The organism is Verrucomicrobiota bacterium JB022 (assembly GCA_030673845.1).
Lineage (GTDB): Bacteria > Verrucomicrobiota > Verrucomicrobiia > Opitutales > Oceanipulchritudinaceae > WOUP01.
Window position 1 is genome coordinate 1 of record JAUTCQ010000012.1, and the last position, 21192, is coordinate 21192.

Annotated in this window: 13 protein-coding genes; 1 reads left to right on the top strand and 12 read right to left on the bottom strand. The window is 60.7% G+C overall.

Going from position 1 to position 21192, the window contains the following annotated elements:
- Positions 1-1945: DNRLRE domain-containing protein (locus Q7P63_07105; protein ID MDP0499854.1), on the top strand; the 1945-nt coding region annotated here is incomplete at its 5' end.
- A gap of 750 nt (positions 1946-2695) precedes the next feature.
- On the opposite strand, the gene Q7P63_07110 is transcribed toward Q7P63_07105, so the two are convergent.
- From Q7P63_07110 to Q7P63_07165, 12 genes are all read right to left on the bottom strand, one after another.
- Positions 2696-5032: a hypothetical protein gene (locus Q7P63_07110; GenBank protein ID MDP0499855.1), complete on the bottom strand. Its 2337-nt coding sequence runs from the start codon at positions 5030-5032 to the stop codon at positions 2696-2698.
- A gap of 72 nt (positions 5033-5104) precedes the next feature.
- Positions 5105-5806 carry a hypothetical protein gene (locus tag Q7P63_07115; GenBank protein ID MDP0499856.1) on the bottom strand — a complete coding sequence of 234 codons (702 nt, stop codon included), beginning with the start codon at positions 5804-5806 and terminating at the stop codon, positions 5105-5107.
- Positions 5807-5857: 51 nt separating this feature from the next.
- A complete protein-coding gene (locus Q7P63_07120) occupies positions 5858-6805 on the bottom strand; it encodes a hypothetical protein (GenBank protein MDP0499857.1) in 948 nt (315 codons plus the stop codon).
- A gap of 274 nt (positions 6806-7079) precedes the next feature.
- Positions 7080-9227, bottom strand: a complete 2148-nt coding sequence (locus tag Q7P63_07125; GenBank protein MDP0499858.1) for a TonB-dependent receptor — start codon at positions 9225-9227, stop codon at positions 7080-7082.
- 166 nt (positions 9228-9393) lie between these two features.
- Entirely contained in the window at positions 9394-10923 is a 1530-nt protein-coding gene (locus Q7P63_07130) for an FAD-dependent oxidoreductase (protein MDP0499859.1), read from the bottom strand.
- A gap of 34 nt (positions 10924-10957) precedes the next feature.
- A complete protein-coding gene (locus Q7P63_07135) occupies positions 10958-11809 on the bottom strand; it encodes a carbohydrate ABC transporter permease (protein MDP0499860.1) in 852 nt (283 codons plus the stop codon).
- Positions 11796-13283 (bottom strand): sugar ABC transporter permease, encoded by a 1488-nt coding sequence (locus Q7P63_07140; GenBank protein ID MDP0499861.1) that lies wholly within the window; start codon positions 13281-13283, stop codon positions 11796-11798. The genes Q7P63_07135 and Q7P63_07140 overlap by 14 nt, the downstream gene beginning before the upstream one ends.
- Positions 13280-14770, bottom strand: a complete 1491-nt coding sequence (locus Q7P63_07145) for an ABC transporter substrate-binding protein (protein MDP0499862.1) — start codon at positions 14768-14770, stop codon at positions 13280-13282. The genes Q7P63_07140 and Q7P63_07145 overlap by 4 nt, the downstream gene beginning before the upstream one ends.
- A gap of 329 nt (positions 14771-15099) precedes the next feature.
- Complete coding sequence (locus Q7P63_07150) at positions 15100-16692, bottom strand: FAD-dependent oxidoreductase (GenBank protein MDP0499863.1); 1593 nt, start codon at positions 16690-16692, stop codon at positions 15100-15102.
- Between the two features lie 82 nt (positions 16693-16774).
- Positions 16775-17623 carry an AraC family transcriptional regulator gene (locus tag Q7P63_07155; protein MDP0499864.1) on the bottom strand — a complete coding sequence of 283 codons (849 nt, stop codon included), beginning with the start codon at positions 17621-17623 and terminating at the stop codon, positions 16775-16777.
- A gap of 100 nt (positions 17624-17723) precedes the next feature.
- Entirely contained in the window at positions 17724-19592 is a 1869-nt protein-coding gene (locus Q7P63_07160; protein ID MDP0499865.1) for a hypothetical protein, read from the bottom strand.
- Positions 19593-19626: 34 nt separating this feature from the next.
- Complete coding sequence (locus tag Q7P63_07165) at positions 19627-21183, bottom strand: sialate O-acetylesterase (protein ID MDP0499866.1); 1557 nt, start codon at positions 21181-21183, stop codon at positions 19627-19629.
- Positions 21184-21192 lie beyond the last annotated feature (9 nt).

The following is a 21192-nucleotide window of genomic DNA, read 5'->3' on the forward strand; positions in this document are numbered from 1 at the left end:
GCGGATCGGATGCTTCGCCGGAATCAACGACTCCAGGTTGATCAACGCCACCGCATCCAACTGTCTCGACACCTTACCGCGCATACCCACAGCTTATCTATGCCGCTGCCCCGGAAAAGGACTTTTTCAGCAGGGTGCTAAAAACCGCATCTATATTCACGGGCGCATATGCATTAATTACAAATGGTTGAAAATCTTCCTGGATGGCGTGTCGATCGCGACCACCAGCAGCCTGAATATCAACCTCGGCGGGCTCGCTTCCGGCACTTCTTATGCCGTGACGGTTCGTGCGGTCGATACCGCCGGTAATCTCTCCGCCGCCAGCGCCGCCCTTGGTGTCACCACCTACGGCACGGCAGATGTCACGCCTCCTTCCGTTCCTGCCGGTCTTGCGGCCTCCTCCATCACCACTTCTTCGTTTACGCTGTCGTGGACTGCATCGACCGATGACACCGCAGTCTCCTTCTACGAGATCTTCCTCAACGGCACCGCGGTGGGCACCTCAACGACTCCTTCGACTACGATCGGCAACCTCAACCCGCTCATCACTTATTCGGTGGCGGTTCGTGCCTTCGACTCCGCTGGAAACGCCTCGGCTCTGAGCAGCCCTCTCTCCGTCACAACCAGTGCACCTTCAGGCAACCAGATCACACTTTATTCTAGTGACGATGCCTTTGTGCAGGCAGGTTCGAATGCCAATACCAACTATGGATCTGCGGATAACCTCGCCGTGAAAAACCAGGGACCTACCGACGCACAGACGCGTGCATCTTTCCTCAAGTTCCCCCTGCCCTCCACGACCACAGGCTATATCCAGACGGCAGTGCTCAAGCTCACCGTCAAGTCCAGCAAAGACAACCAGATCCACCACCTTCGGGCGGTGAACAGCGACGCCTGGACCGAAAACACCATTACCTGGAATACCCGACCTGCCACCGGCGCCACCCTCGATTCCATATCTGGCTCAGCGTCAGCCGAAAGTGTTGTGGCCTTTGACGTCTCCGCTCAGGCGATTGCGGAGCAAAGCGGCGACGGCCTGCTCAGTCTCTCCATCGATGCCAACAACAACGATTTCTCCAGCTATTACTCAAAGGAAGCTGCAAATCCCGCTTCGCATCCTGTGCTGGAGATCACCTTGAGTTCTGTGGCTCCGCCTACTGCCCCTTCGAACCTCTCAGCCTCCAACGTCACGAGCACCTCGTTCAGCCTATCATGGGCTGCCCCCTCCAGCAGCGTAGGAGTAGCGGGCTACGAAATCTTCCTCGACGGCGGCTCGGCCGGCACAACCACCGGCACCAGCGCAACTATCTCCGCGCTCGCGGCCAATACCACCTATGCCGTCACCGTCGTTGCGGTTGACACCAACGGCACACCGTCTGCCGCCAGTACCAGCCTTTCGGTAACTACGGCAGGCTCTTCGGGAGGAAGCACCTTCTACCTTACACCCAGCCACGATGCCTTTGTGCAGGCAGGCGGATACGGCAACAACAACTACGGGTCCGCCGATAACCTGGCGGTAAAGTATCAGGGGCCCACCGATGAACAGACACGTGAGTCTTATTTGCGCTTCGACCTGTCGTCCTTGGGAACGGGGACTGTAGTCAGCGCGGCACTTCGGCTCACCGTCAAAAACAGCAAAGACAATCAGACTCACACGCTCCGATACGTCTCCGACGATAGCTGGACGGAAAATGCGCTGACCTGGAACAACCGGCCAATTGCCAGCACAGTGCTGGATTCGGTCCCTGGTTCTACCGCAGCCGGTTCAGTGGTCTCGTTTGACGTCACTTCCCAAGTAGCAGCCGAACTAAACGGTGATGGTTCTCTCAGCTTCGCGATTGCAGCCAACAACAGCGACTTCTCGAACTACTACTCGAAGGAAGCATCTGACCCTGCCCTCATCCCCAGCCTTGAGGTCGTGTTCGCCACATCGCCAACCCCATAAGAAGAGGCTGAGCGCAGAGTTCTTCTTTTGAGTTAAGGAAAGAGGTGCGCCCTCTGGCCTTAACTCCGGAAACTACGTACCACGTAAGCTGCCAAAGCCAAGAAATTGGCCTTCGGCAGCTTACGTTTCACCTCCCGGGGATAATCGGGACGTAGCAAAACAAAGTCAGCTGCCCTGACTGGCTCTTTTTATGTGCCACGTTGACCAGTGGCCGTTGCCCACCACCCGTAGCAGTGCGCTGCACATCGCGTGCCACCGCCTAGCGCCCGTACACCGACGAAGAGGCAAGAATATCTCCGTGTGGGAGGAGAAATTGAGCGCCCTCTATTGCACCCGCAAATTCAGTCCAAGTCATCCCAGCCTGAACAGCGGTCTTTTGCCGTTGGACCTTCTCCCAAAAAACTGGCCCGGCCCAGTGAGAGTGTCCTCGGTCGGGGTCCATTGTCCATCGTGATAGCTTGAGGCAATGATCCGTTGCGGATCGCCGCAGTTCCAGTGCCTCGATGACTTTGGCGGCACCGATGGAATGATTGACCCATAGAACCGGGCAGCTGCGGTCATACTGATCAATCACCGTCAGCACGCGGGAAGCCCGCCCATTGACCACTCGGTCCGTCACGAAGTCCATCGACCAACGCTGACTCGGTTTGGTCGCGCTCTCCAAAGACAGGCGGGACGCGGCACAGCGCTTCTTGCCTCGTCTGCGCGTCAGATCCAACCCGGCGGCCTTGTAGAGGCGATGGACGCAGCTTACCAGGGGGCTAATCTTACTCGGTAAAATCGGAGCGTTGGATCAACCTGCCGCTCAATAAACGAGCTTGATGGGGACGTACCCTCCAGCGTCTGCTCAGTCTGCCACGGGCGGGATAAATCGGAGGTCGACTCCAAACGATAGCTAACACCGAGCCGCGAACCAAAGCGGAGCAGTAGGCGTTCATTATTTATAGAAGGCTCAAGGAGCAGGGAATGATCCATCTCGAATGGATCCGTGCCCATCCAGGCTTCTTCGAGATCAAGCCAGCCATCGCCATCGGAATCGACCGAGATGGGGCGCGGGGAGGCTTCTATATTATAGGCCAGCAACTGGCTTTCCTGAGAGGCTTCGGCAGGCAATGCTGCACGGAGGTAGCGCGTGCCAACTGGCAGGTCGACCGGGTGGCATGTGACTGTGGCCAAGCCGTCCAGGGAAGCGGCGGCGCTGGTGTAGGCCGTCTCGAGCTCGGTCCATTGCCGCCCATCGTAAGACGAGGCGTAGCGCAGCGGCACAATAGCGCCACTGGGTTGCAGCAGGGTATGCTCCACCATCGCCAGGGCATTGTGGCGGTGCACGATCCAGGCGGGTGCGGCATCCGTGCGTTGAAGCGCAGGCTGGGTGTCGAGTGCCGAAGGCACGATTTGCCAGTTGCCCGAACCTTCGTCGAGGCCCACGAAACCGGCGGTGCGTGAGTCGAGGGTGGCGTGGTCGCCCGTCTGCAACGCCACCGCGCCGATCTGCGGAAAGCCTGCGGCGGTATCGCTCCAGGCGATGCCAAAGTAGCGCATCCCCGTGGGAACCGACCCGCTGGGGCGCAAATAGGAGCGTGCGATCTCACCGTTCTCACGGGTATGCTCGACCTGAAAGGGCAAGGGGCTCCAGTCGATACCGTCGGCGGAGACAGAGAGGGCGAGCGGAATCTCTTCGGCCACAGGAGCAAAGACCGAAACGTGGACCTCGCGGATTTCCTCACGCGTGCGGTAGACAAGGTATGCGCCCACACTGCCTTCTACTGGGCCGACCCGACTGTCGTCCCCCAGAGCCCAGGCGGGTGCATCCCGGTGCCAGGCGATCGCTTCGCTGGTATCATACAGCCCTTCGGCGTCTTCCAGGTCGTCAAAGAGGCGATGGGTCGTCATCAGTTCGGCCAAGCTCCCCCAGGTAGAGGTGTAGGAATATGGCAGGCCCAGCACGTTGCTTGGGGGCCGGATGAGCCAGACGCCTTTGAGCTGCTCCTCCAACGCGTTTTGCCCAAGCGGCACGCTGACGCCGTTGCGCAGGCCGTTGCCGTATACTTGCCAGTAAAGGGCGTAAGGCACGCCCCAGCGCAGGGCCAGATCGAGATTGCGCATCACCACCTGGCGCTGCATAGCATCGCTTTCCGCGTCGTGCACGCGCGTATCGTCTGGGCTGTCGGGGTCGAGGGCCTGCATAAACGAGACTTCGTAGGCGCCCCACTCGCCCAGGTAGACGTTGCGTTCGCCAAAATAGGCGCTGGACGGAGCTTTGGACGCGATGTAGTCGAGATTGTCGATGATCTGCCATTCCTCGCCGGGGACTTTGGTGCCCCAATTGGAATAGGAGTAGAGGTCGCAACTGGTATGGGGGACGACGGTGTCGACCGTCACCGGCCAATCGAACGTACGGTGCACGGGGATCTGATTGACCTCGAAGGCTCCGAAGACCGCGACGCCGTCCATGCCGACTGCCGCCCTCCCCTGCTCGATCCCGGCCTGGCGCGCATTGACCCAGTCGATCATACCTTGGATCTGGACGGGCCACTGCTCGGAGGGCACCAGATCGAGCCCGATGTGGTTATCGCTTTCCCAGTTGGAGAGGATGAAGGTGCGCCCCGTGCCGCGATATGTTTCCAGAAGGTATTCCGTCAGCTCACGGAACTCTTGGGTCACGGCGGCGGCCTCGGTGGCGCTCACCCCATCTTTCCAATTCGGCAAGCGATACTCGGTCGTCATCAACACGACGGTCGCAAAAGGCAGGTCGAGCGCCTGGCGGTAATAGGGCGTCTGGATCAGCTTTGTGATGCTGTCCACCCCCGCCAGCTGGGATGCCCAATCGGAATGAAAGGGGTAGTTGTTGGCCGCCGAACGGTTGAGCCAGAGTTTGATCGTCCGCGAGCCCATCTCAAGAATTCGACTGGAGCCTTCCAGGAGAAAGGGCTGCGTGGTCAGGGCGTATTTGCCGCCGACGTGGGTCGCCCCTACCACCTCATCCATCGCTTGTTCAGCCGGCAAAAGGTAACGTTCCTCTGCCGAAGCCCACGAAGCGGCAGTAGTGCCTGCCAGCAATAGAAAAAATTGACGCCACGTTTTCATGATAAACGGAAGCGAGCCCCGGTCCTGGGACTGGTGACTCGCTTGTCGGCTTGGGTTAAGTTGAACGTGAACCTACGCCTTGCGTTGGCGGTAAAAGGCGAAGAACAGACTGCTGGCTCCCGCGAGGAAGGCCAAAGTGGCTGGCTCTGGCACCGCCGCAGCCGGGGCGGCACTGAGGGCGAGATTGTCCAGGCGGACCATGGCTTCGCTGCTCGAAATCCCTGCTGTATCGTAATAATAGAGGCGGAATGTGATCGTATCTTCTGCCTCGCGTAACGCTTCGAAACCTGTGAGGTCGACCGAAATATTGGTGTAGGTAATGCCCGAACCTGCGCTGGCATCAAAAGTACCGCCTCCCAGCGAAGCTTCAATGCTGTCGAAACCCGTAGCACTGGAGAACAGGAACGCCCCCACCGAGTAAGCCGATCCGGTGTAGTTGTAGATCCCGAGGTCGAAGGTGAACGAGGTGAAGTCGAGCGCCTCCGCCGGTGTGAAATCGAACGTTACATAGCGTGGAGCCGCCAGCGCGCCGGCCAGAGAATCGGGCAAGGGACTGTTGGACCGATCGTAGTAATCGAAGGTGGAATTGGAGACGCTGCCGGCAAAATTGACGCCGAAGCTTTTGGCCATGTCGCTGGCGGTGCCGAGTGCGCTTTCCACGCTGCTGGCGGCCGAGCGACTGGTGAAGTCGTAGAGTGCCACGATCTGCGCCTGGAGCGCAGTAGCGCCAAGCATCAGTGAAGCCACGAGGGAGGTAGTCTTATTGAGGTACATAGGGGGTTAACAAGGTAGTGAGTCGTGAATAGATAAGGAGACCGCGGGCGATTATTCGGCGATGTAGATCCAGTCTCCACCATCTCCGATGTAAAACCAGTTGCCGCTTTCCCCCAGGTTCCAATTCCAAACCCAGGGGTAGATAGCGGGCGTCGTCCAGCACCAGCCGCCCACCTGCTCATCGTCGAAATTATAGAGATAGAGACTGGTCAGTTGAGCATCAGGCTGAACGTATACCCAATCGAGCCCATCGAAGTGAAAGTAGTTGTGGCTGCCGTCCATATGGTAATAGCTACCAAACCAACCGAGTTGAAAGGTATCGCTGGTGCCGGCAATCGTTTGACCCTTGAGGGCGCCTGCCGCGGGTGCAACTTCTTCCGCCAAGGCCGTCACGCTGATGTTATCCAGGCGGATCATCGCGTTGCTATTGGAGATCCCGGCGATGTCATAATAATAGATGCGAAACGTTACCGGAGAAGATATGCCTTGCAGCGCCGGAACGGCGCTAAGGTCAACCGACACCGTTTTATACGAAGTCGGGATCGTCATGGGCGGTGCCGAATGCGTGTCGCCACCCAACGACAAATCGGCAGACTCAAAGCCCGTAGCACTGGTGAAGACCGCTGCACCTACCTCATACACTCCGCCTTCGAGGCCGCTATAAGCACCCAGGTCGAAGCTGATGCAGCAGGTATCGAGAGCTACCGCAGGCGAGACCGTGATTTCGACATAGCGGCCATTAGCAACAGCCTCTTCCAGCGAATCCGGGATGGCGTTGTTGGAGCGGTCGAAGTAATCCAGCGTGGAAGAGGATACGCTGCCTGCGAAATTGACGCCCCAACTCTTGGTCATCGCAGAGGCCAGTGCGAGCTCGGTCGAGGCCGAACTTTCAGCGGATCGACCGGTAAAATCGTATCCAGCGACAACTTCGGCGTAAGCGGGCGCGGCAGAAACGGCAGCCAGTGCAACGCAGGAAAGGCGGGCGATGTGGTGGTTCATAAAATGGGTAATTTGGGAGTAGTGTGAAGGGTTTTGAACGATGCCCACATGATACCGCCTGATTCCTCCCGGCGACAAGGCTCTGCCGTTTCGTTTGCCGGCCCTAAACTTAGGTAAATTGATCGAATTCGGTTCGTTATAACCCTTGTCTTCAGCGACAAATAGGAAAGGCGCTCAAGCCTGCAGGCCCGAGCGCCTCTGTGTTACGAACCATCGAATATACCCGGCGCCAACAAACTCCCCACCACGGCACCGGGCTGGCCGCCTGACGTCTTTAGAAGGTCATCGAGATCGTGCCATTGTAGGTCCGTCCCTCTCCCCACCCGGAGGTGCTGAGCAAATAATCCTTGTCGAGGATGTTCTTGACCGAGAAGGCGAAATTCCAGTCCACCTGCTCCCCTTTGATCCCGTAAATGAACGCTACGTCGAAGCGGCTGTAGGAGGGCAAACGCATCCCTTCGAGGTCGGCAAAAGCATCGTTACCCCGGCGTTCACCCACATATACCCAGCCAAACGAGGCCTTCAGGCCCTGGAGCGGGCCGTCGAGGAAGCGGTAGCGGTTCCAGACCGAAAACTGGTGCTCTGGAATGCCGCTGCGGCGTGTGCCGATATTTTGCGGGCGGGCATCGTCGGAGGTGATCTGGGTTTCGGTATAGGCGTAGCCCAGCATGCTGCTCCAGGCTTCGGTGATCTTGCCCTGCAGCGAGAACTCCACCCCGGTCGACTCGTCTTCGCCAGACTGGATGCTGTAGCCCGGGTGCTCAGGATCGTCCTGCGGGGTATTGCCGCGCGTGATCGAGTAACCGAGGATAGAGCCCGAAACACGGTTGTTCCAAAGCGAATACTTGATCCCGCAGTCCCAACCGGAGCCGGTAATCGGGTCGAACAGGTCGCCATCGTAAGTAAAGGTGCGCTGTGGCAGATACGACTCGGCGTAGCTGACAAAGGCGCGCAGCCCGGGGACGATCTCCCCCGAAACGCCGAAATTCCAGACGGCTTCCGACTTCTCTTCGTAGATGGTCTTCAAGTCGGTATCGAGCCGCACCACATCGTATTCGAAGGTGGCGTAGCGAAAGCCCTGCAGGAACATCAGCTTGTCGTCGAGGGCCGTCCAGGTGTTGTTGAACGAGATGCCCGTCTGCACCGATTCCAGGCTCTGGTCGAGCCGGATGGCGACGAAGTCTGCCGGTGTGCCCAGGTCGAAAGGGGCCGGATTGTCGATGTCGAGGCGGGCGAGGCTGCTCGGGCTCTGGCGTTTTTCGAGACGGTCCTGATCGGTGTAGTAATACTCGAAACCGAGCATCGAAGTGTGCTTGAGCCCGAAATATTCGAACTCGCCATAGAGGTAGGCCTGCGGATCGAGATCGTAGCTGTAGGAGTCGAGGTAGTCCGGCACCATCTGGATGGTGCGGCGCCCATCGGCACCCTGCGTCACGACCGAGGAACCGGCGATCTTCATGTGCTCGAGGTCTTGGGCGCGCCAATAAAAGCCCAGCTTGAGACTCAGGATTTCATTGAGCTGCGCCTCATAGTCGAGGTTGCCTTGCCACTGCATGACGTCCTGGAAGGCGTCAGGGCCGTTCTTGTTGAACGAGCGGTCCACATCCCAGAGAATGTGGGTGCGGTCGGCCGAAAAGTAGACTGGGTTGGTGGCAGGCGTGGAAGAGGTGTCCACATACTGCGAATCCAGCGTCAGGGTCGACTTCTTGGTCGGCTTCCAGCGGTAGTTGCCGCCGAGCACGTAGCGCTCGCGGTCGGCATAGTCGAAGCGGCTGCCATAGTTTTCGTAGACGGCGCCCAGACGCAGGCCCATCGTCCGGTTCTCGTTCAGGGGGCCACTGTAGAGCGCTTCGGTACGGAAGCGGTCGTAGGAGCCAAAGCGCAGCTTGGTCATCACAGTAGGCCTGGCTGCGGGCGTGGGCGTAATGATGTTGATGGTGCCACCCGGCTCGATCGTGCCCGAGAAGACCGACGATGGCCCCTTGATGACTTCGATGCGGCTCATGAAGAGCGTATCGGGCACGCCAAAGGAGCGGTATCCGTTGCGGTAGGTGGTGAAGGTGGTGTAGCCGCGGACGGCGAAGCTGCTGCCCGTGATGTCGTCGGGCGTACCGGAATCCTGCCGGCTGACGGAGGGTGAGTATTCGATCACATCGGCCAGCTCGGTCGAATCCGTATCGCGGATAAACTCGGAGGTCAGGACGTCCACGGCCTTGGGTAGTTCGAGCATGTTGGTGTTGAAGCGCGTACCGGAAAGCACGTTGGTCGCATACAGCTCGTCTTCGGCTACCGTCACGGTAAAGGGGCTCAGTTCGTAGACAGTGCCATCGGTCTCTTCATCCGCCGTATCTTGCGCATAGGCGGGAGTGAGGGTTGCAAGGGAAAGGGCCAGCAAGCTCAGCCAGCGGTGTGGGTTGCACATGGGAGTAATGGGGGTATTGGGGTTGGGAGAATCGTGAATCTCTGAAGGAAGCCTAAACGGGAGCCTCCAGGGAGCCAATGATGCCCCATGCGGAAACTTGGGCATTAAGTTTGCGCATGGAGGCATCGCCGGGAGCAAGGCGGGGCAGGCCTCCCGGCATGGAAGATCAATCGGTGATATTACCGATGGCTTCGCCGTTGAACTCGACCGGGTCGAGGCGTTGGCCGCCCTCTTCGAGCAAGCGAGCGAGCTGCGGATAATCCAGATCCAGCAAGTCTTTTTGCGAGCGCACGGCCAATGCCGCAGCCGCCCCAGCCGACTGGCCGAGGATCATGAAGACCGGCTCCATCCGCACCGAGCCGTAGGCGGCGTGCGTGGCGGAGACACAGACGGGCACCTGCAGGTTGAGGCACTCGGCTCGCTTGGGCAAGGTGGCCCGCAGGCTGATGCAATACGGGCTGTCGAGCGTGATGTAAAAGCCGCCCTCGGTCCGGACATGCCCGTTTTCGTCGACGCAGTATTGGATATGGTGCGAATCCATCGCGTAAGAGCCCAGGCCCACGCAGTCGCGCACCTCCACCTTGCGCCGGACCACCGGCTCGGTAATCAGAAACTCGCCGAGCATGCGACGGGCTTCGCGCACGTAGAGTTGCGACGGCCAGTGCGCGTTGTCGAGAAACTCATCCTGCGGCAGCCCCCAGGGGCTGTAGAATTCGCGCACGGCCTGCGGAACCCGCGGGTGATTCTGCAAGGTCCAGACAAGGCCGCGCTGGTAGCGCTCGTGGGCCAGACGTACCTGATCGCGCTGCGCGTAATCGAGGAACGGGTAGCGGCGGTTCATACCGATGTAGTCAGTAGAGATGCCGCTGTCGTTGTTCGAATCCGTCTTGCCGCCAGGCACGCGGGCGAGCTTGAAGAAGCGACGCGTCTGGCCTTTCTCGATCGCGCGGAAGAGGATCTCGTAATCGGCCTCCCGATAGCCTTCCGGTTGCGCAATCGCGACCCGGTTGCCCGGCACGTCCGTCAGGCACATGCGGAAGTTATAGGCCTGGATGCGGTCGTCGCCGTCGCCCGCTTGCCCTGCCGCATCGGGGAAGACGCGCTCGAGCAAGCCGCTGGAAGGGTCGCCGGGCACGACATAAGGGTCGATGCCTACCGGCAATTCGTTGCCCGCATGGATGCCGTTGAGCGTCTCGCCGTGCAGCGCATTGGGCTCGCGACCGTAAGTGAAGGACACGCCGGCCTGTGCCATCAAGTCGCCCTCGTAAGTTGCGTCGATGAATTGGCGGGCGGAGAAGGCCTTGCCGGATTCGAGGCGGATCCGCTCGATCCGCCCGCCGTTCTTTTCCACTCCTCCATCCCAGACCAGGCGCTCCCCCTTCAACACAGGGAAGCCGGCCTCGGCGATCATGTCTTCAAAAACTTCGAGGGCCACCCTGGGCTCGAAGCGCCAGCAGGGGCCTTCGGGCTGGCCGTATTTGCGGGCCACCCGCTCGTAGAAGTGGCGCGAAAGGCCGCCGATCGCACGCTCGATGCCGATGTCGGTATCGCCAAGGCCACCAGTCGTGAGGCCGCCGAGGCGATTCTCCGGAGAAACGAGCAGCACATCGAGTCCTTGGCGGCTGCCTTCATAGGCTGCGATTACCGCTGCCGAGGTGCCACCGTAGACGATGAGGTCAAATGAGGTTTTGGTCATAAAAAAGGAGTTGCTTGAAGATTGGGGAAGCAGATCAGCCTTTGACGCCGCCCAGCTGGATGCCACGGATGAGCTGCTTCTGGAGGAAGATGAACGCCACGATCATCGGCAGCACCGCCATGGTGACGGCCGCCATCAAGAGGTGCGTCGACTGGCCTCGGGAGGAATCGAAATAGAGCAGGCCGATGGGCAAGGTGTAACGCTCCATCGTCCGCACCATGATGAGTGGCCAGAAGAAGCTGTTGTAGTTGCCGATAAACGAGAAAATGGTGAGGGTGACGATGCCTGGCCGAGTCAACGGCAGGATGACGTTCCAGAAGATCTGCCAGTGGTTGGCGCCGTCGATCTCTGCCGCCTCGTCGAGCGAGCGCGGGATGCCGAGCATGAACTGGCGAAGCAGGAAGGTGCCAAAGGCGGTAAACGCAGCCGGCAGGATGAGCCCGGGCAGGGTGTCGACCAGGCCGAGCCGAATCATGATGCTGTAGTTGGGCACAATCATCACGATCCCCGGCAGCATCATCGTGCCCAGGTAGAGCAGGAAGACGGCGTCGCGGCCCTTCCACTGCAGGCGGGCAAAACCGTAGGCGGCCAGCGAACTGGTCAACACCTGCAGGAAGGTGACCCAGCTCGCGACGAAGATGCTGTTCCAGTAAAAGCGCCCGAACTCGATCACGTTGAACACCTCACGGTAGTTCTGCCACTGGGGCGCACTCGGGATCCAGTGCTCGGCATCGACTTCCGAGACGGATTTGAGGCTCGTCAGCACCATCCAGACGAAGGGGATCAGCATCAACATGCTGAGGGCGGAGAGGGCGAGGTAGCGCCCCATGGCACCGGCCAGCCATGAGCCGGTCTGAGGGCGGGAGCTTGAATCAGTCGGCGACATAGCGGTTCCCGAATTTCCAGTTGAAGAGGGTGATGAGGAAGACCATCAGGAAGAGGACCCAGGCTACGGCGGAGGCGTAGCCCAAACGTCCCGTTTCAAAGCCCTCCGTATAGACGTAGTAGCTGAGCGTGGTGGTAGCGCCGGCCGGTCCGCCTTTAGTCATCGTGCGGGCCATTTCAAAGCCGCCTTGCAGGCCGTAGATGAAGCTCATGATGACGATGAAAAAGGTCACCGGAGCGAGTTGCGGCCAAGTGATGTGGTGGAACTTCTGCCAGCGCCCCGCCCCATCGATGTCGGCCGCTTCATACAGCTCCGGTGAAATATTGGAAAGGCCAGCCAGGTAGAGGATCATGCTGTTGGAGCCGATCGAAGCCCAGAGGCTCATGATCATGATCGAGGGCTTGGCCCAATGATAATCCGCCAGCCACAGAGGCGGCTCCAGGCCGCTGCGACTCCAGACAGGCAGGTGCAGCAGCACTTGGCCGATCCCGATCAGCGCGAGCAAAAGGGCGACCACCGCCCCGCCTTTCATCAGAGCTGCACCCATGCCATGGGCTTTGGGGGCGGCGTGGCGGAAGGGATAGCGAGCCCAGACGCGCCGGCCTCGCCATACACCCAGCGCCACGGCAGCGGCCACAAATACGATCCCGGTCGGGCCAGGCAACCAGCGCAAGGCAAAGAAGAGCGGCACCAGCAGTGCCACGAGGGCTGCGACCAGAGCGGCGGTCCCTTGCTCCCCTTCGCGCCAGGCCACGAGGCTGCCCCGCAGCGCCGCGCTCCAGACCCAGAGCATGAGTGCGGCCACCAGCGCGAGCGCCACGTAACCAGCCTGGGGCGGAAATTGTGCCGCCACCCCGCCCACGGCGTCGAGCACAGGGCTGAGTGTCGAGTTGATCGGCCCAGAAGTGGGGTTGTAGAGCTTCTTCCAGAGGATGAAGATGGCCACGCCCTGGGTGAAGTGCGGCAGGTAAAACAGCGTGCGGTAGACCGTCGTGCCGCCGGCCATACCCGAAATCATCACGAGGGCAAAGAGGCCCGCCAGCACGGAAACGATGGCACTGGCCCCGAAGCCGAGCGCCAGGAGCAGCAAGCCGGAAGAGACCGAAAGCCCTACCGACCAGAAGAGCCAGCCCGGGCCGCGATACCCTTCCTTGGGGTTGCGGAACAGCAGCAGTGCCGCCCCGAGGCTGCCCGCAATGCTGAAGGGGATCCCCAGCAGCAGGAAGAAGGTGTTGCCGAGGTATTGCCAGAAATTCGTGTCCTGAAACAACTGGATGAAGTTACGCAGGCCGACGAACTGGATCGGGTTGTCCTGAAACATGTTATGCTGCAGGAGGTCCCAGTTGGTGAAGGCCATCACAAAGCTGAGCACCAGCGGCACCAGCGTAAAAAGGAGGAAGCCCAGAATGTTGGGCGAAATGAAGGCGAGCCCGCGCAGGACGGCGGCAGAGTCTTTGGAAAGGTGGGGTCTCATTCGGCGCGCGGAGTATCGGCACGGCGCTGCAGTGCCAGGTGGTAGGGGTTACGGAGCAGCGAAGCGGGCACGGGCTCGCCTGCCTGCTTCAGGGCGTCGATCTCGCGTTGGGCGGCGAGCAGGCGGGCGTGTTTTTCCGCCAGCTGGGGCCGGTCTCGCAGGTTGCGCTGGATCTCGGCATCGAGGTCGCGCTGCATGCGGTAGGCTGCCGTCGGCGCATCGATCAAACCGTTCATGAACGCCTCGTAGTGGCTGTCCAGGATGCGCGAGGTGGCAGTCGGCAAAATGAATTCGTTGTAATCGTAGGGGATCGCGATTTCTTTGGCCGCGTTGGCAAAGACCTCGTGCACTCCCCATTCGTTGGGATGCTCCGGCGGGCGCAGAAAGGCCTCCGTTTCGGTAAAGCGGGGGTTCGGCGGCAGGCCGTCGGCATCGCGCACGATCTGCATGTTGTACCCCTCGCTCGCGAGGTAGGCCAGGAAGTAGGCCGCCAGCTCCTTGTTCTCCGCACCGGCATAAACGGACGAGATGCCGCCCATGATCAAGGTGTTGCGGTAACGCTCGGCCGGGGGCTCGCTTACCGCGAGCTGCAATGGCTCGTCGAACCGACGGAGCTGCAACAGCGCGTAGCGCCCCATCATGACCATCCCCACCCGCCCTTCGCGGAAGAGCTGCAGGGCGGGGCCACCGAAGCCACTGGAGGTCGTAAACGAAGCCCGGTCGGCGGCGGTGGGGAGCAAACGCTCTTCGAAGGTCCAGCGATGGATGGTTTCGAGCACCTCTATCGTGCGGGGGTCATCCAGCGTAGAGGCTGTCATCGTCTCGTTGAAGAGACTTTGGCCGAGGCCGCGCATCATGACGACGGGCAGCGCCATCTGGTCGGTCTGGTCGGGCAGGAGGAAAAAGGCCGGTGTGCGGTTTGCGCCCGCGTTGGCCCGGGCGACAAACTCCTTGCCCACCCGCTCGAACTCCGCCCAGTCCCACACCTGCGGAGGCTGCTTCATCCCCAGGTTGTCGAACGTCTGACGGTTGACCCAGAACATGAAGGTCGACACGTTGCGCGGGAAACCGAACTGGCGCCCATCCACCGTGATCGCCTCCTCCATCGAGGGGTATGTCTGGTCGGTTGAAAAACCAAGAGCCTGCGCCTCATCCGTCACGTCCTCCAACATGCCGACACCGTGGAAGACCAGCAGGTCTCGCTTGGCCCGGTTGCAGTCGACGATTTCGCCGCCGACGCCTGAAACGCCCTGGATCAGCTTTTTAGTGATCTCCGCGTTGGCCGCATCGAGAAACACCTGCATGCGCGGGTAGTCGTGTCGATCCAGCCACTCATAGTAGGTCGCGATCTGCTCGACTCGCGCCGGGTGAGGGTCGGTCACCCAGTGCAAGACGGGTAAGTCCCCGCCCTGCCCCGGGATCGAACGCATGGTGGCGATACTGGCGAGCGCCAATACTCCCCCTGTAATCAGAAAGGTGCGCTTCATCGGCAGACCTCGTTACAGGATGAGGAAACGCTAGCTTTACCAACCAGCCCCACCCTTCGCAACAGGCAAAAGGAGCCGGATCGTATGCCTATACATTTATCGGCAAGGCAACGAGCCCGACCGAAAGCCTCGGGGCGGAGGCAACAGGAGCAAAGGGGTATCATGTGAAAGATAGATAACACCATGAATTAGAGCTACATCAAACCCAATGAGTTCCAGTGATGGCGGAAAATTTTGGATTCTTCGGCATTTGCGATTTGAGCCGAGATGACGAACGCCCTCATACAAAGCTCCCGTCATCCTGCGGCCCGCAGCCGACACCATATAACTTATTTTAATGAGACCTGCGGCGCATTCAGCATCGCGCCGAGATCCTCCAACCTTGCCCGCAGGCGCATATAATCAAGATCCTGCAGCGCCGCCGATTCTTCCAACGCCAGCAAGATGGCCGCTGCGGCCGCTTGGCCGAGCATGATGAAGACAGGCTCCATCCGGATCGAACCATAAGCGGCATGCGTCGCCGAGAGGCAGACCGGCACGGCCAGATTGGGGCACGAGCCCTTTGGCGGGATGATCGCCCGGTAGCTGATCGCGTAAGGCTGGCAGGACTTCCAGAAACCGCCTTCCATCCGCAGACGCCCTTCCTGATCGACAAAACGCGACACTTGGTGCGAATCCATGGCGTAGGAGCCCAACGCCACGCTATCGGGCGCAAAGGAGGTGCCACGGCAGTCGTTTTCGCTCACCACGTAATCGCCCACCATGCGGCGTGCCTCCCGCACATAAAGCTGAGGGGGCCAGTTATCGGTCTCCGCAAATTCATCGCGGGCGAGGCCCCAGCGCCGGACCTCGGCGCGCTGTGCTTCGGGGATGCGCGGGTCATGGCCCAGCGACCAAAGCAGGCCTAGCATGTAGTCCTTATGCTGTTGCCAGAGGGCGCAACGCTCTTCGTCCGTCGCCTCCGCCCACGCATGGCTGCCGCCGACAAAATCGGTCGAGAACGCGCCGTGGTTGTTCGAGTCGGTCTTGCGGTTGGGCATAGGCGTGCGCTTGAAAAACGGGAAGGTCGCGCAATCGCCTTTGGCCAGCAGGTGCCGGATGACCACTTCGTGCCCCGCAGGGTCGAAATCAGCCGGTGGCTCGATGGCCACAAAGTTGTCGCGCACATCCGTTAAGCACAGGCGGAAATTATAAGCCTGGACGCGAGAATCCCCCTGCCCCGCCGACAGGTCGGGCGCTTCCTCAATCCCCGGCAGCAGACCGGAAGAGGGGTTGCCGATGACCCTGAAGGGGTCGACGTGAGCGGTGTCTTCCACCGGCTGGGGGCGAAACCCATTGAGGCTTTCGCCGAACTGCTGATTGCCCTCACGACCCACGATATAAGGCACGTCGGCCATTGCCATGAGGTCGCCCTCGTAGCTGGCGTCGACAAAGAAGCGCCCGCTGACCACCGTCCCACCCTTGAGCGGGATTGCCCGAATCGCCGAACCTTCGAATTGCAACGAGGCGGTGCGGTCCAGCCCCACGCCTGTGATGACTTCCACGCCTGCCTCTTCCAGCATCTGCGTCACCATCGCAAGGGCCACGGAAGGCTCAAAAAAGAAATGCATTCGGTCGTCATCCTTCACGCTCAGGGGATGCTTGGGCAGATATTCTTCACGGCTTTCAAACCACCACGAGCCGGGGGCCTCATAATGCTCGAAGATACGTTCGTAAAACTCGCGCGCCATACCGCCAATCGCACGCGGGCTGCCGATGTCGGTGGCACCCAGGCCGTTGGTTGTCATGCCGCCGATCCGCGGGCCCGGCTCGATCAGCAAGACTTTCAGGCCATCCCGACCAGCCTGGACGGCCGCCGCAAAACCAGCCCCGCAACTGCCATAGACGACAACATCATATAAGGAGGAAAGTGTTCGATTCACGCATTCATTAGGGCGCGTGGCGGGGGAAAACACGAACCGTCAGGGTTCGGAATAAGCGGAGAAGAATTAGGGAAAAGGAGCATCAATCCGCATCATCTTCCACCTCGTCGGTATAACGCTTGCGATAGTCGCGAGGAGATGCATCGCAAAACGTTCTGGTCCAGGAAGAAAAGTCGGAAAGCCGCAGAAACCCGAGCTCCAGTGCGATTTGCTTGATCGGCACGTTGGTTATGGCCAGCATCCGCCGGGCAAAATCGCGCCGCCTCTCTTCGAAATAGCGTTTCGGGGTAACGCCCATCTCCTTACGAAAGATGCGCACAAATTGCCCGGAGCTCAACCCTTGGGCCGCACCGAGGTCGACTTCACTGAAACGGGTGTCGAGCGGCAACTCGTCCAACACATGCAGCGCCTCCGCGACTCGTTCGTCGCTGATGCCCATCCGCGTAGGCTTGATCCCCATCTGCACCAGCACGCGGTAGTATTCCGACATCCACTGGAGCAGCGCAGCTTTTACTTGCAGAAACTTGTCGAAGGTAAGCTGAGACTTACGGAAGAGAAAGGGATCCTCGCGCGGCAGATCGGCACAAGAGCCGAGGAGATTGCGGGCGGCCACCTCCAGCTCCGGGTGGAGCTGGGCAGGGAAAGAAACGCTCAGCCCATGGTCGAAGAGAGGGCGCTTGTCTGGCCAGCGAGCCTGGAAGCGAATCGAAAGGATGCGGGAGCCTTCTTCAAACGACTGAAAACGGCGACCGGGCCAAGGGAACAACCAGTCCCCTGCCCCGGCTTTAACCGTCACATTCTCGGCTTTCAATTCACAGCCGCCCTCCAGAATCAGCCATGCCGCGAGGTCGCCCGGTGGGAAGGTGCCTTGACGGACGGATTTCAATACATCGCCCTCGTAGATCCAGACGAGATTCGTCCGGATGTGCATGCAGTCTTCAAAGGTTACAACCATCGATCCACCCATACCTTTCTATTAACGACGACAACCGAGCGGCACCACCCAAAAATGGAGGGGCCGACCGCGGAACCTATTGCCAGGCAATCTCGTAAACCTTTTTAGCTTCACCGGGATACGAAACCTCGACCCGCGTTCGCTTCCCATGGTCGGGGTCGGAGGTCACGCGCACCTCCAGGCGCGGATCGGCCAGAATCCACTCCAGCCGAGGCGTGCCTTTACCCGGCCGTTTCACGCGATACTGAGTCAACGCAGGGTCGAAGCCCTCGATCGGCTGGCCGTCGACGAGCAGGGCATCCAGTTCGGCAAAGCGGAAGTAACGGCGCTGGGGATCGTCTGCCACATCTTTGGCCTCCGCCACGACTTTATTGAGCCGCACCCGGTCCGCGCTTTGAGGCGCGAGATCTACCCGCAGGAAGCGGCTGCCAGCCGGAATCGCATCGGGCGAAACGGTGCGATACCCATAGCTCCAGCCCGCGCCAGCCAACTCCGGGCCGCCCTGAAACGTCGAGGCCGCCTCCGCCCACTGCTCACCATCGGCAGAGGTGTAGAAGGTAACGCCCTCCCCTTCGCGGTTCTGGCTGGAGTGCAGCAGACGGACCCCAGCCATGGCCAGCTCGTCGACCTGGTAGATGACGCTCCCGGGTTGAGCCGACTGATTGGCGACAAAGGGTGCGTTGGCCGGGCGTTGCAGCCGGGCAGAGCGCGCCCAGACGCGGCTCCAGTCCCACAAACCGTCTGCAATGTAGCCGCCTTCGGTCAGGTTGCGGAAGTAATACCAGGTCGGCACTTTTGTTCCATCGGGGCGGATCATCCAGACGCCGCGCAACTGATCCATGGAGGCCACCAGCTCGCCGTTCGCATCGCGGCTCAGCTCCCCTGCGGTCGCCCGCAAGCCATTGCAATAGACCTCCCAGTAGAGGGCATATTGAACGCCCCAACGCAGGGCATATTCGAGCTGCTTGCGGTTGGCTACCAACTGCCCCATACTCGATGCGCAGTTGAAGACATCCTGCTCTGCGCCCGCCGCCCACTCAGGGTAGTTGTGCCGAGGGTTGGTGTAAGTCTGCTCATAGGCACCGAATTCGCCCAGCATCACGTTCTTCTCGCCATAGAGGTCGCTGGCTGGGGCTTTGCCGGCAATGTAGTCGAGCTGGGCCAGCAGCAGCACCTCATCTCCCGGCAGGCGCGTGCCCCAGGTCGAGAGCGAATACAAATCGGCATGGGTATAGGGCACCACCGTATCCACCACGAGCGGATGCTCAAAAGGTTCGCGCCCTTTGGGGGTGCGCGTCATCTCGACCGCGCCGACGACCCGCACACCTTCCATCCCTACTGTCTTGCGTGCCCGGTCGATACCGGCCTGGCGGGCGTTGAGCCAATCGACCATTCCCTGGCGGGCGACTTCGAACGCGGCAGGGTCGTCGATCTCCCAGGCCCGCAAGGCGTTGTCGCCCTCCCAGTTTTGCAGGATAAAGGTCTTGCCGGTGTTGGCGTAGCGCGTGAGCAGGTAGGCGGCGAGCGCGTAATTCTCGGCTTCGACCCGTTGGGCGGCCTCGGGGGTCAAGCCCGTCTTCCACCTCGGGTCCTTGAACTCCGAGACGACGAACGAGTAGGTCGTGAAGGGCTTGTCGAGCAACTCCGCGTAGTGGGGCGTCTGCAGCAGCTCGACCAGCGAGCCCACCTTCTCCGGCCAATCGGAGTTGTATGGGTAAGACCTGCGGAAACCGGGGGTGAGCCAGCCTTTGAAGACGTGCATGCCCACATTCAGGATCTGATCCGCGCCTTCGTTGAGAAAGTCGTCGTCCGAAAAATAGTAGCGGCCGCTGACGTGGGTGGAGCCGAGCACATCGGCGACTGGGCGCGAGTACACGAGCTCAACGGCAGGCTGGGCGGCGCAAGCTACCGCCCAAAGGGTGCACCAGGAAAGGAGGAATTTCATCAAAAAGCGGGGTATGAAGTGAAAAAAAGAGGCCTCAAGGAACAGGCGTCAGGGTCAGGTTGAACGGGGCGGCAGGGAGGCCTTCGCGATTGTAGAGGATCAGACGCGGGTCGTTGTGGAACGCATAGCGAAGCTGCATGGGCACCGACACATTGGCGCTGGAAATTTCGAGCCGATGGCGGTCGAGCACGGTGGCTTCGGCAGCATGAAAAACACCGTCGGCCCCCGCGAGCTGGAAGTCGGGCCCATCGCCATTCGCCCGGGTCGAGTCGAGCACCATGCCGCAGGGGCAATGGTCAAACGAGATCACCACCTTACCGCCGGCATCGACGCTCGCAGCCAGAGGAGCGGGGCCCTCGTCGAGCACCCAACGGTCTCCATAGGCCAGGCGGCGAGCCAGCAGGCCCAAGCGCTTTACGACCGTGTGCTTGTCGCGCGGGTGGATATTGAGCGCGTCGCCCACATCCGCCGTCACCACAAAGCCCGCCGCCGGCAACGACTCGACCGTCTGCTGCTGGACGAGGCGCATCTCGGCCCAGACGTCGGTAAAGAGCGCCGGATCGCTTCCCCGCTCCACCGGGTCGTGATTCTGCAACTGGACGACCAGCAGCGGCAGGTCTGGATCGTTACGGCGGCCGCGCCAGACTTCGGCCAGCGCGGTCAGATAATCGTCGTAGGTGCCATGGTTGCGCGTATCGGACTCTCCTTGATACCACACGATCCCTGCGACCGGGAAGCGCTCCAGCGGGCCGATCATCCCATGATAGAGGCCGCCGGGCTGGTAGCGCCAGTTGGGGTAAGGCTCGCTATAGGCCGCCGCGTAAGTGGGTGCCCAATGGTTCTGCAAGGAATCCTCGATGTAGGCGGGGAGCTGTTGCTCGTAATAGGCGTCGAGCTCGTCCGCGTATTGGGCGCGACGCGTAGCGTGGGTCGAGAGGTTGGCTGCCGCGAGATTGCGCGCCTGAAGCTCGTCGGTCGGCAGCCAGGCCATGATCGAGGTCCCGCCCAGCGAAGCCACGATCACGCCCACCGGCACATCTTGCTGCGCGCGGATCTCGCGCGCAAAAAGGTAGGGGACGGCAGAAAAATAGGGCGCATACTGCGTCGTATCCGGCCGCCACGAGCCATGCACCGCATCCGTCGGCTGCCAGTCGGCAATCGGCACGACGGTATAGACGCTGAGCAATGGATCGCCCGCCGCGGCCACTTCCCCTTCCCAATCAAGCACCCCTTCGCTCCATGGCAGGTAGGGGCGCATGAGAAAGTTCATGTTGGACTGGCCGGAGCAGAGCCATACGTCGCCAATGTGAATGGGCGCAATACGCAGCTCATCCGTGCCGGAAGTCACGACCAGGGCGCAGGCCGAGCCCGTATCGGAGGCGCTTTGAGCGGGCAATTCGAGCTCCCAGCCCCCGGTGCTGCCTGCCGTGGCCGTCGCGCTGGCCAACGTGGCACCACCGGGGGTATCGCGCACCAGCGCAACGCTGATACCGGCCCCGGCTCCAGCCTCTCCCCAGATGCGAATCGGGGCCTCGCGTTGCAACACGGCGTGGGGAGCAAAAAGATCGGCCACGGTCAGGGCGTGGGCCATGAGCGGACA

Excerpts from the sequence above, each read along its gene's own strand:
- Q7P63_07110 (MDP0499855.1), bottom strand. The coding sequence starts at position 5,032 with ATGAAAACGTGGCGTCAATTTTTTCTATTGCTGGCAGGCACTACTGCC.
- Q7P63_07115 (MDP0499856.1), bottom strand. The coding sequence starts at position 5,806 with ATGTACCTCAATAAGACTACCTCCCTCGTGGCTTCACTGATGCTTGGC.
- Q7P63_07120 (MDP0499857.1), bottom strand. The coding sequence starts at position 6,805 with ATGAACCACCACATCGCCCGCCTTTCCTGCGTTGCACTGGCTGCCGTT.
- Q7P63_07125 (MDP0499858.1), bottom strand. The coding sequence starts at position 9,227 with ATGTGCAACCCACACCGCTGGCTGAGCTTGCTGGCCCTTTCCCTTGCA.
- Q7P63_07130 (MDP0499859.1), bottom strand. The coding sequence starts at position 10,923 with ATGACCAAAACCTCATTTGACCTCATCGTCTACGGTGGCACCTCGGCA.
- Q7P63_07135 (MDP0499860.1), bottom strand. The coding sequence starts at position 11,809 with ATGTCGCCGACTGATTCAAGCTCCCGCCCTCAGACCGGCTCATGGCTG.
- Q7P63_07140 (MDP0499861.1), bottom strand. The coding sequence starts at position 13,283 with ATGAGACCCCACCTTTCCAAAGACTCTGCCGCCGTCCTGCGCGGGCTC.
- Q7P63_07145 (MDP0499862.1), bottom strand. The coding sequence starts at position 14,770 with ATGAAGCGCACCTTTCTGATTACAGGGGGAGTATTGGCGCTCGCCAGT.
- Q7P63_07155 (MDP0499864.1), bottom strand. The coding sequence starts at position 17,623 with ATGCACATCCGGACGAATCTCGTCTGGATCTACGAGGGCGATGTATTG.
- Q7P63_07160 (MDP0499865.1), bottom strand. The coding sequence starts at position 19,592 with ATGAAATTCCTCCTTTCCTGGTGCACCCTTTGGGCGGTAGCTTGCGCC.
- Q7P63_07165 (MDP0499866.1), bottom strand. The coding sequence starts at position 21,183 with ATGGCCCACGCCCTGACCGTGGCCGATCTTTTTGCTCCCCACGCCGTG.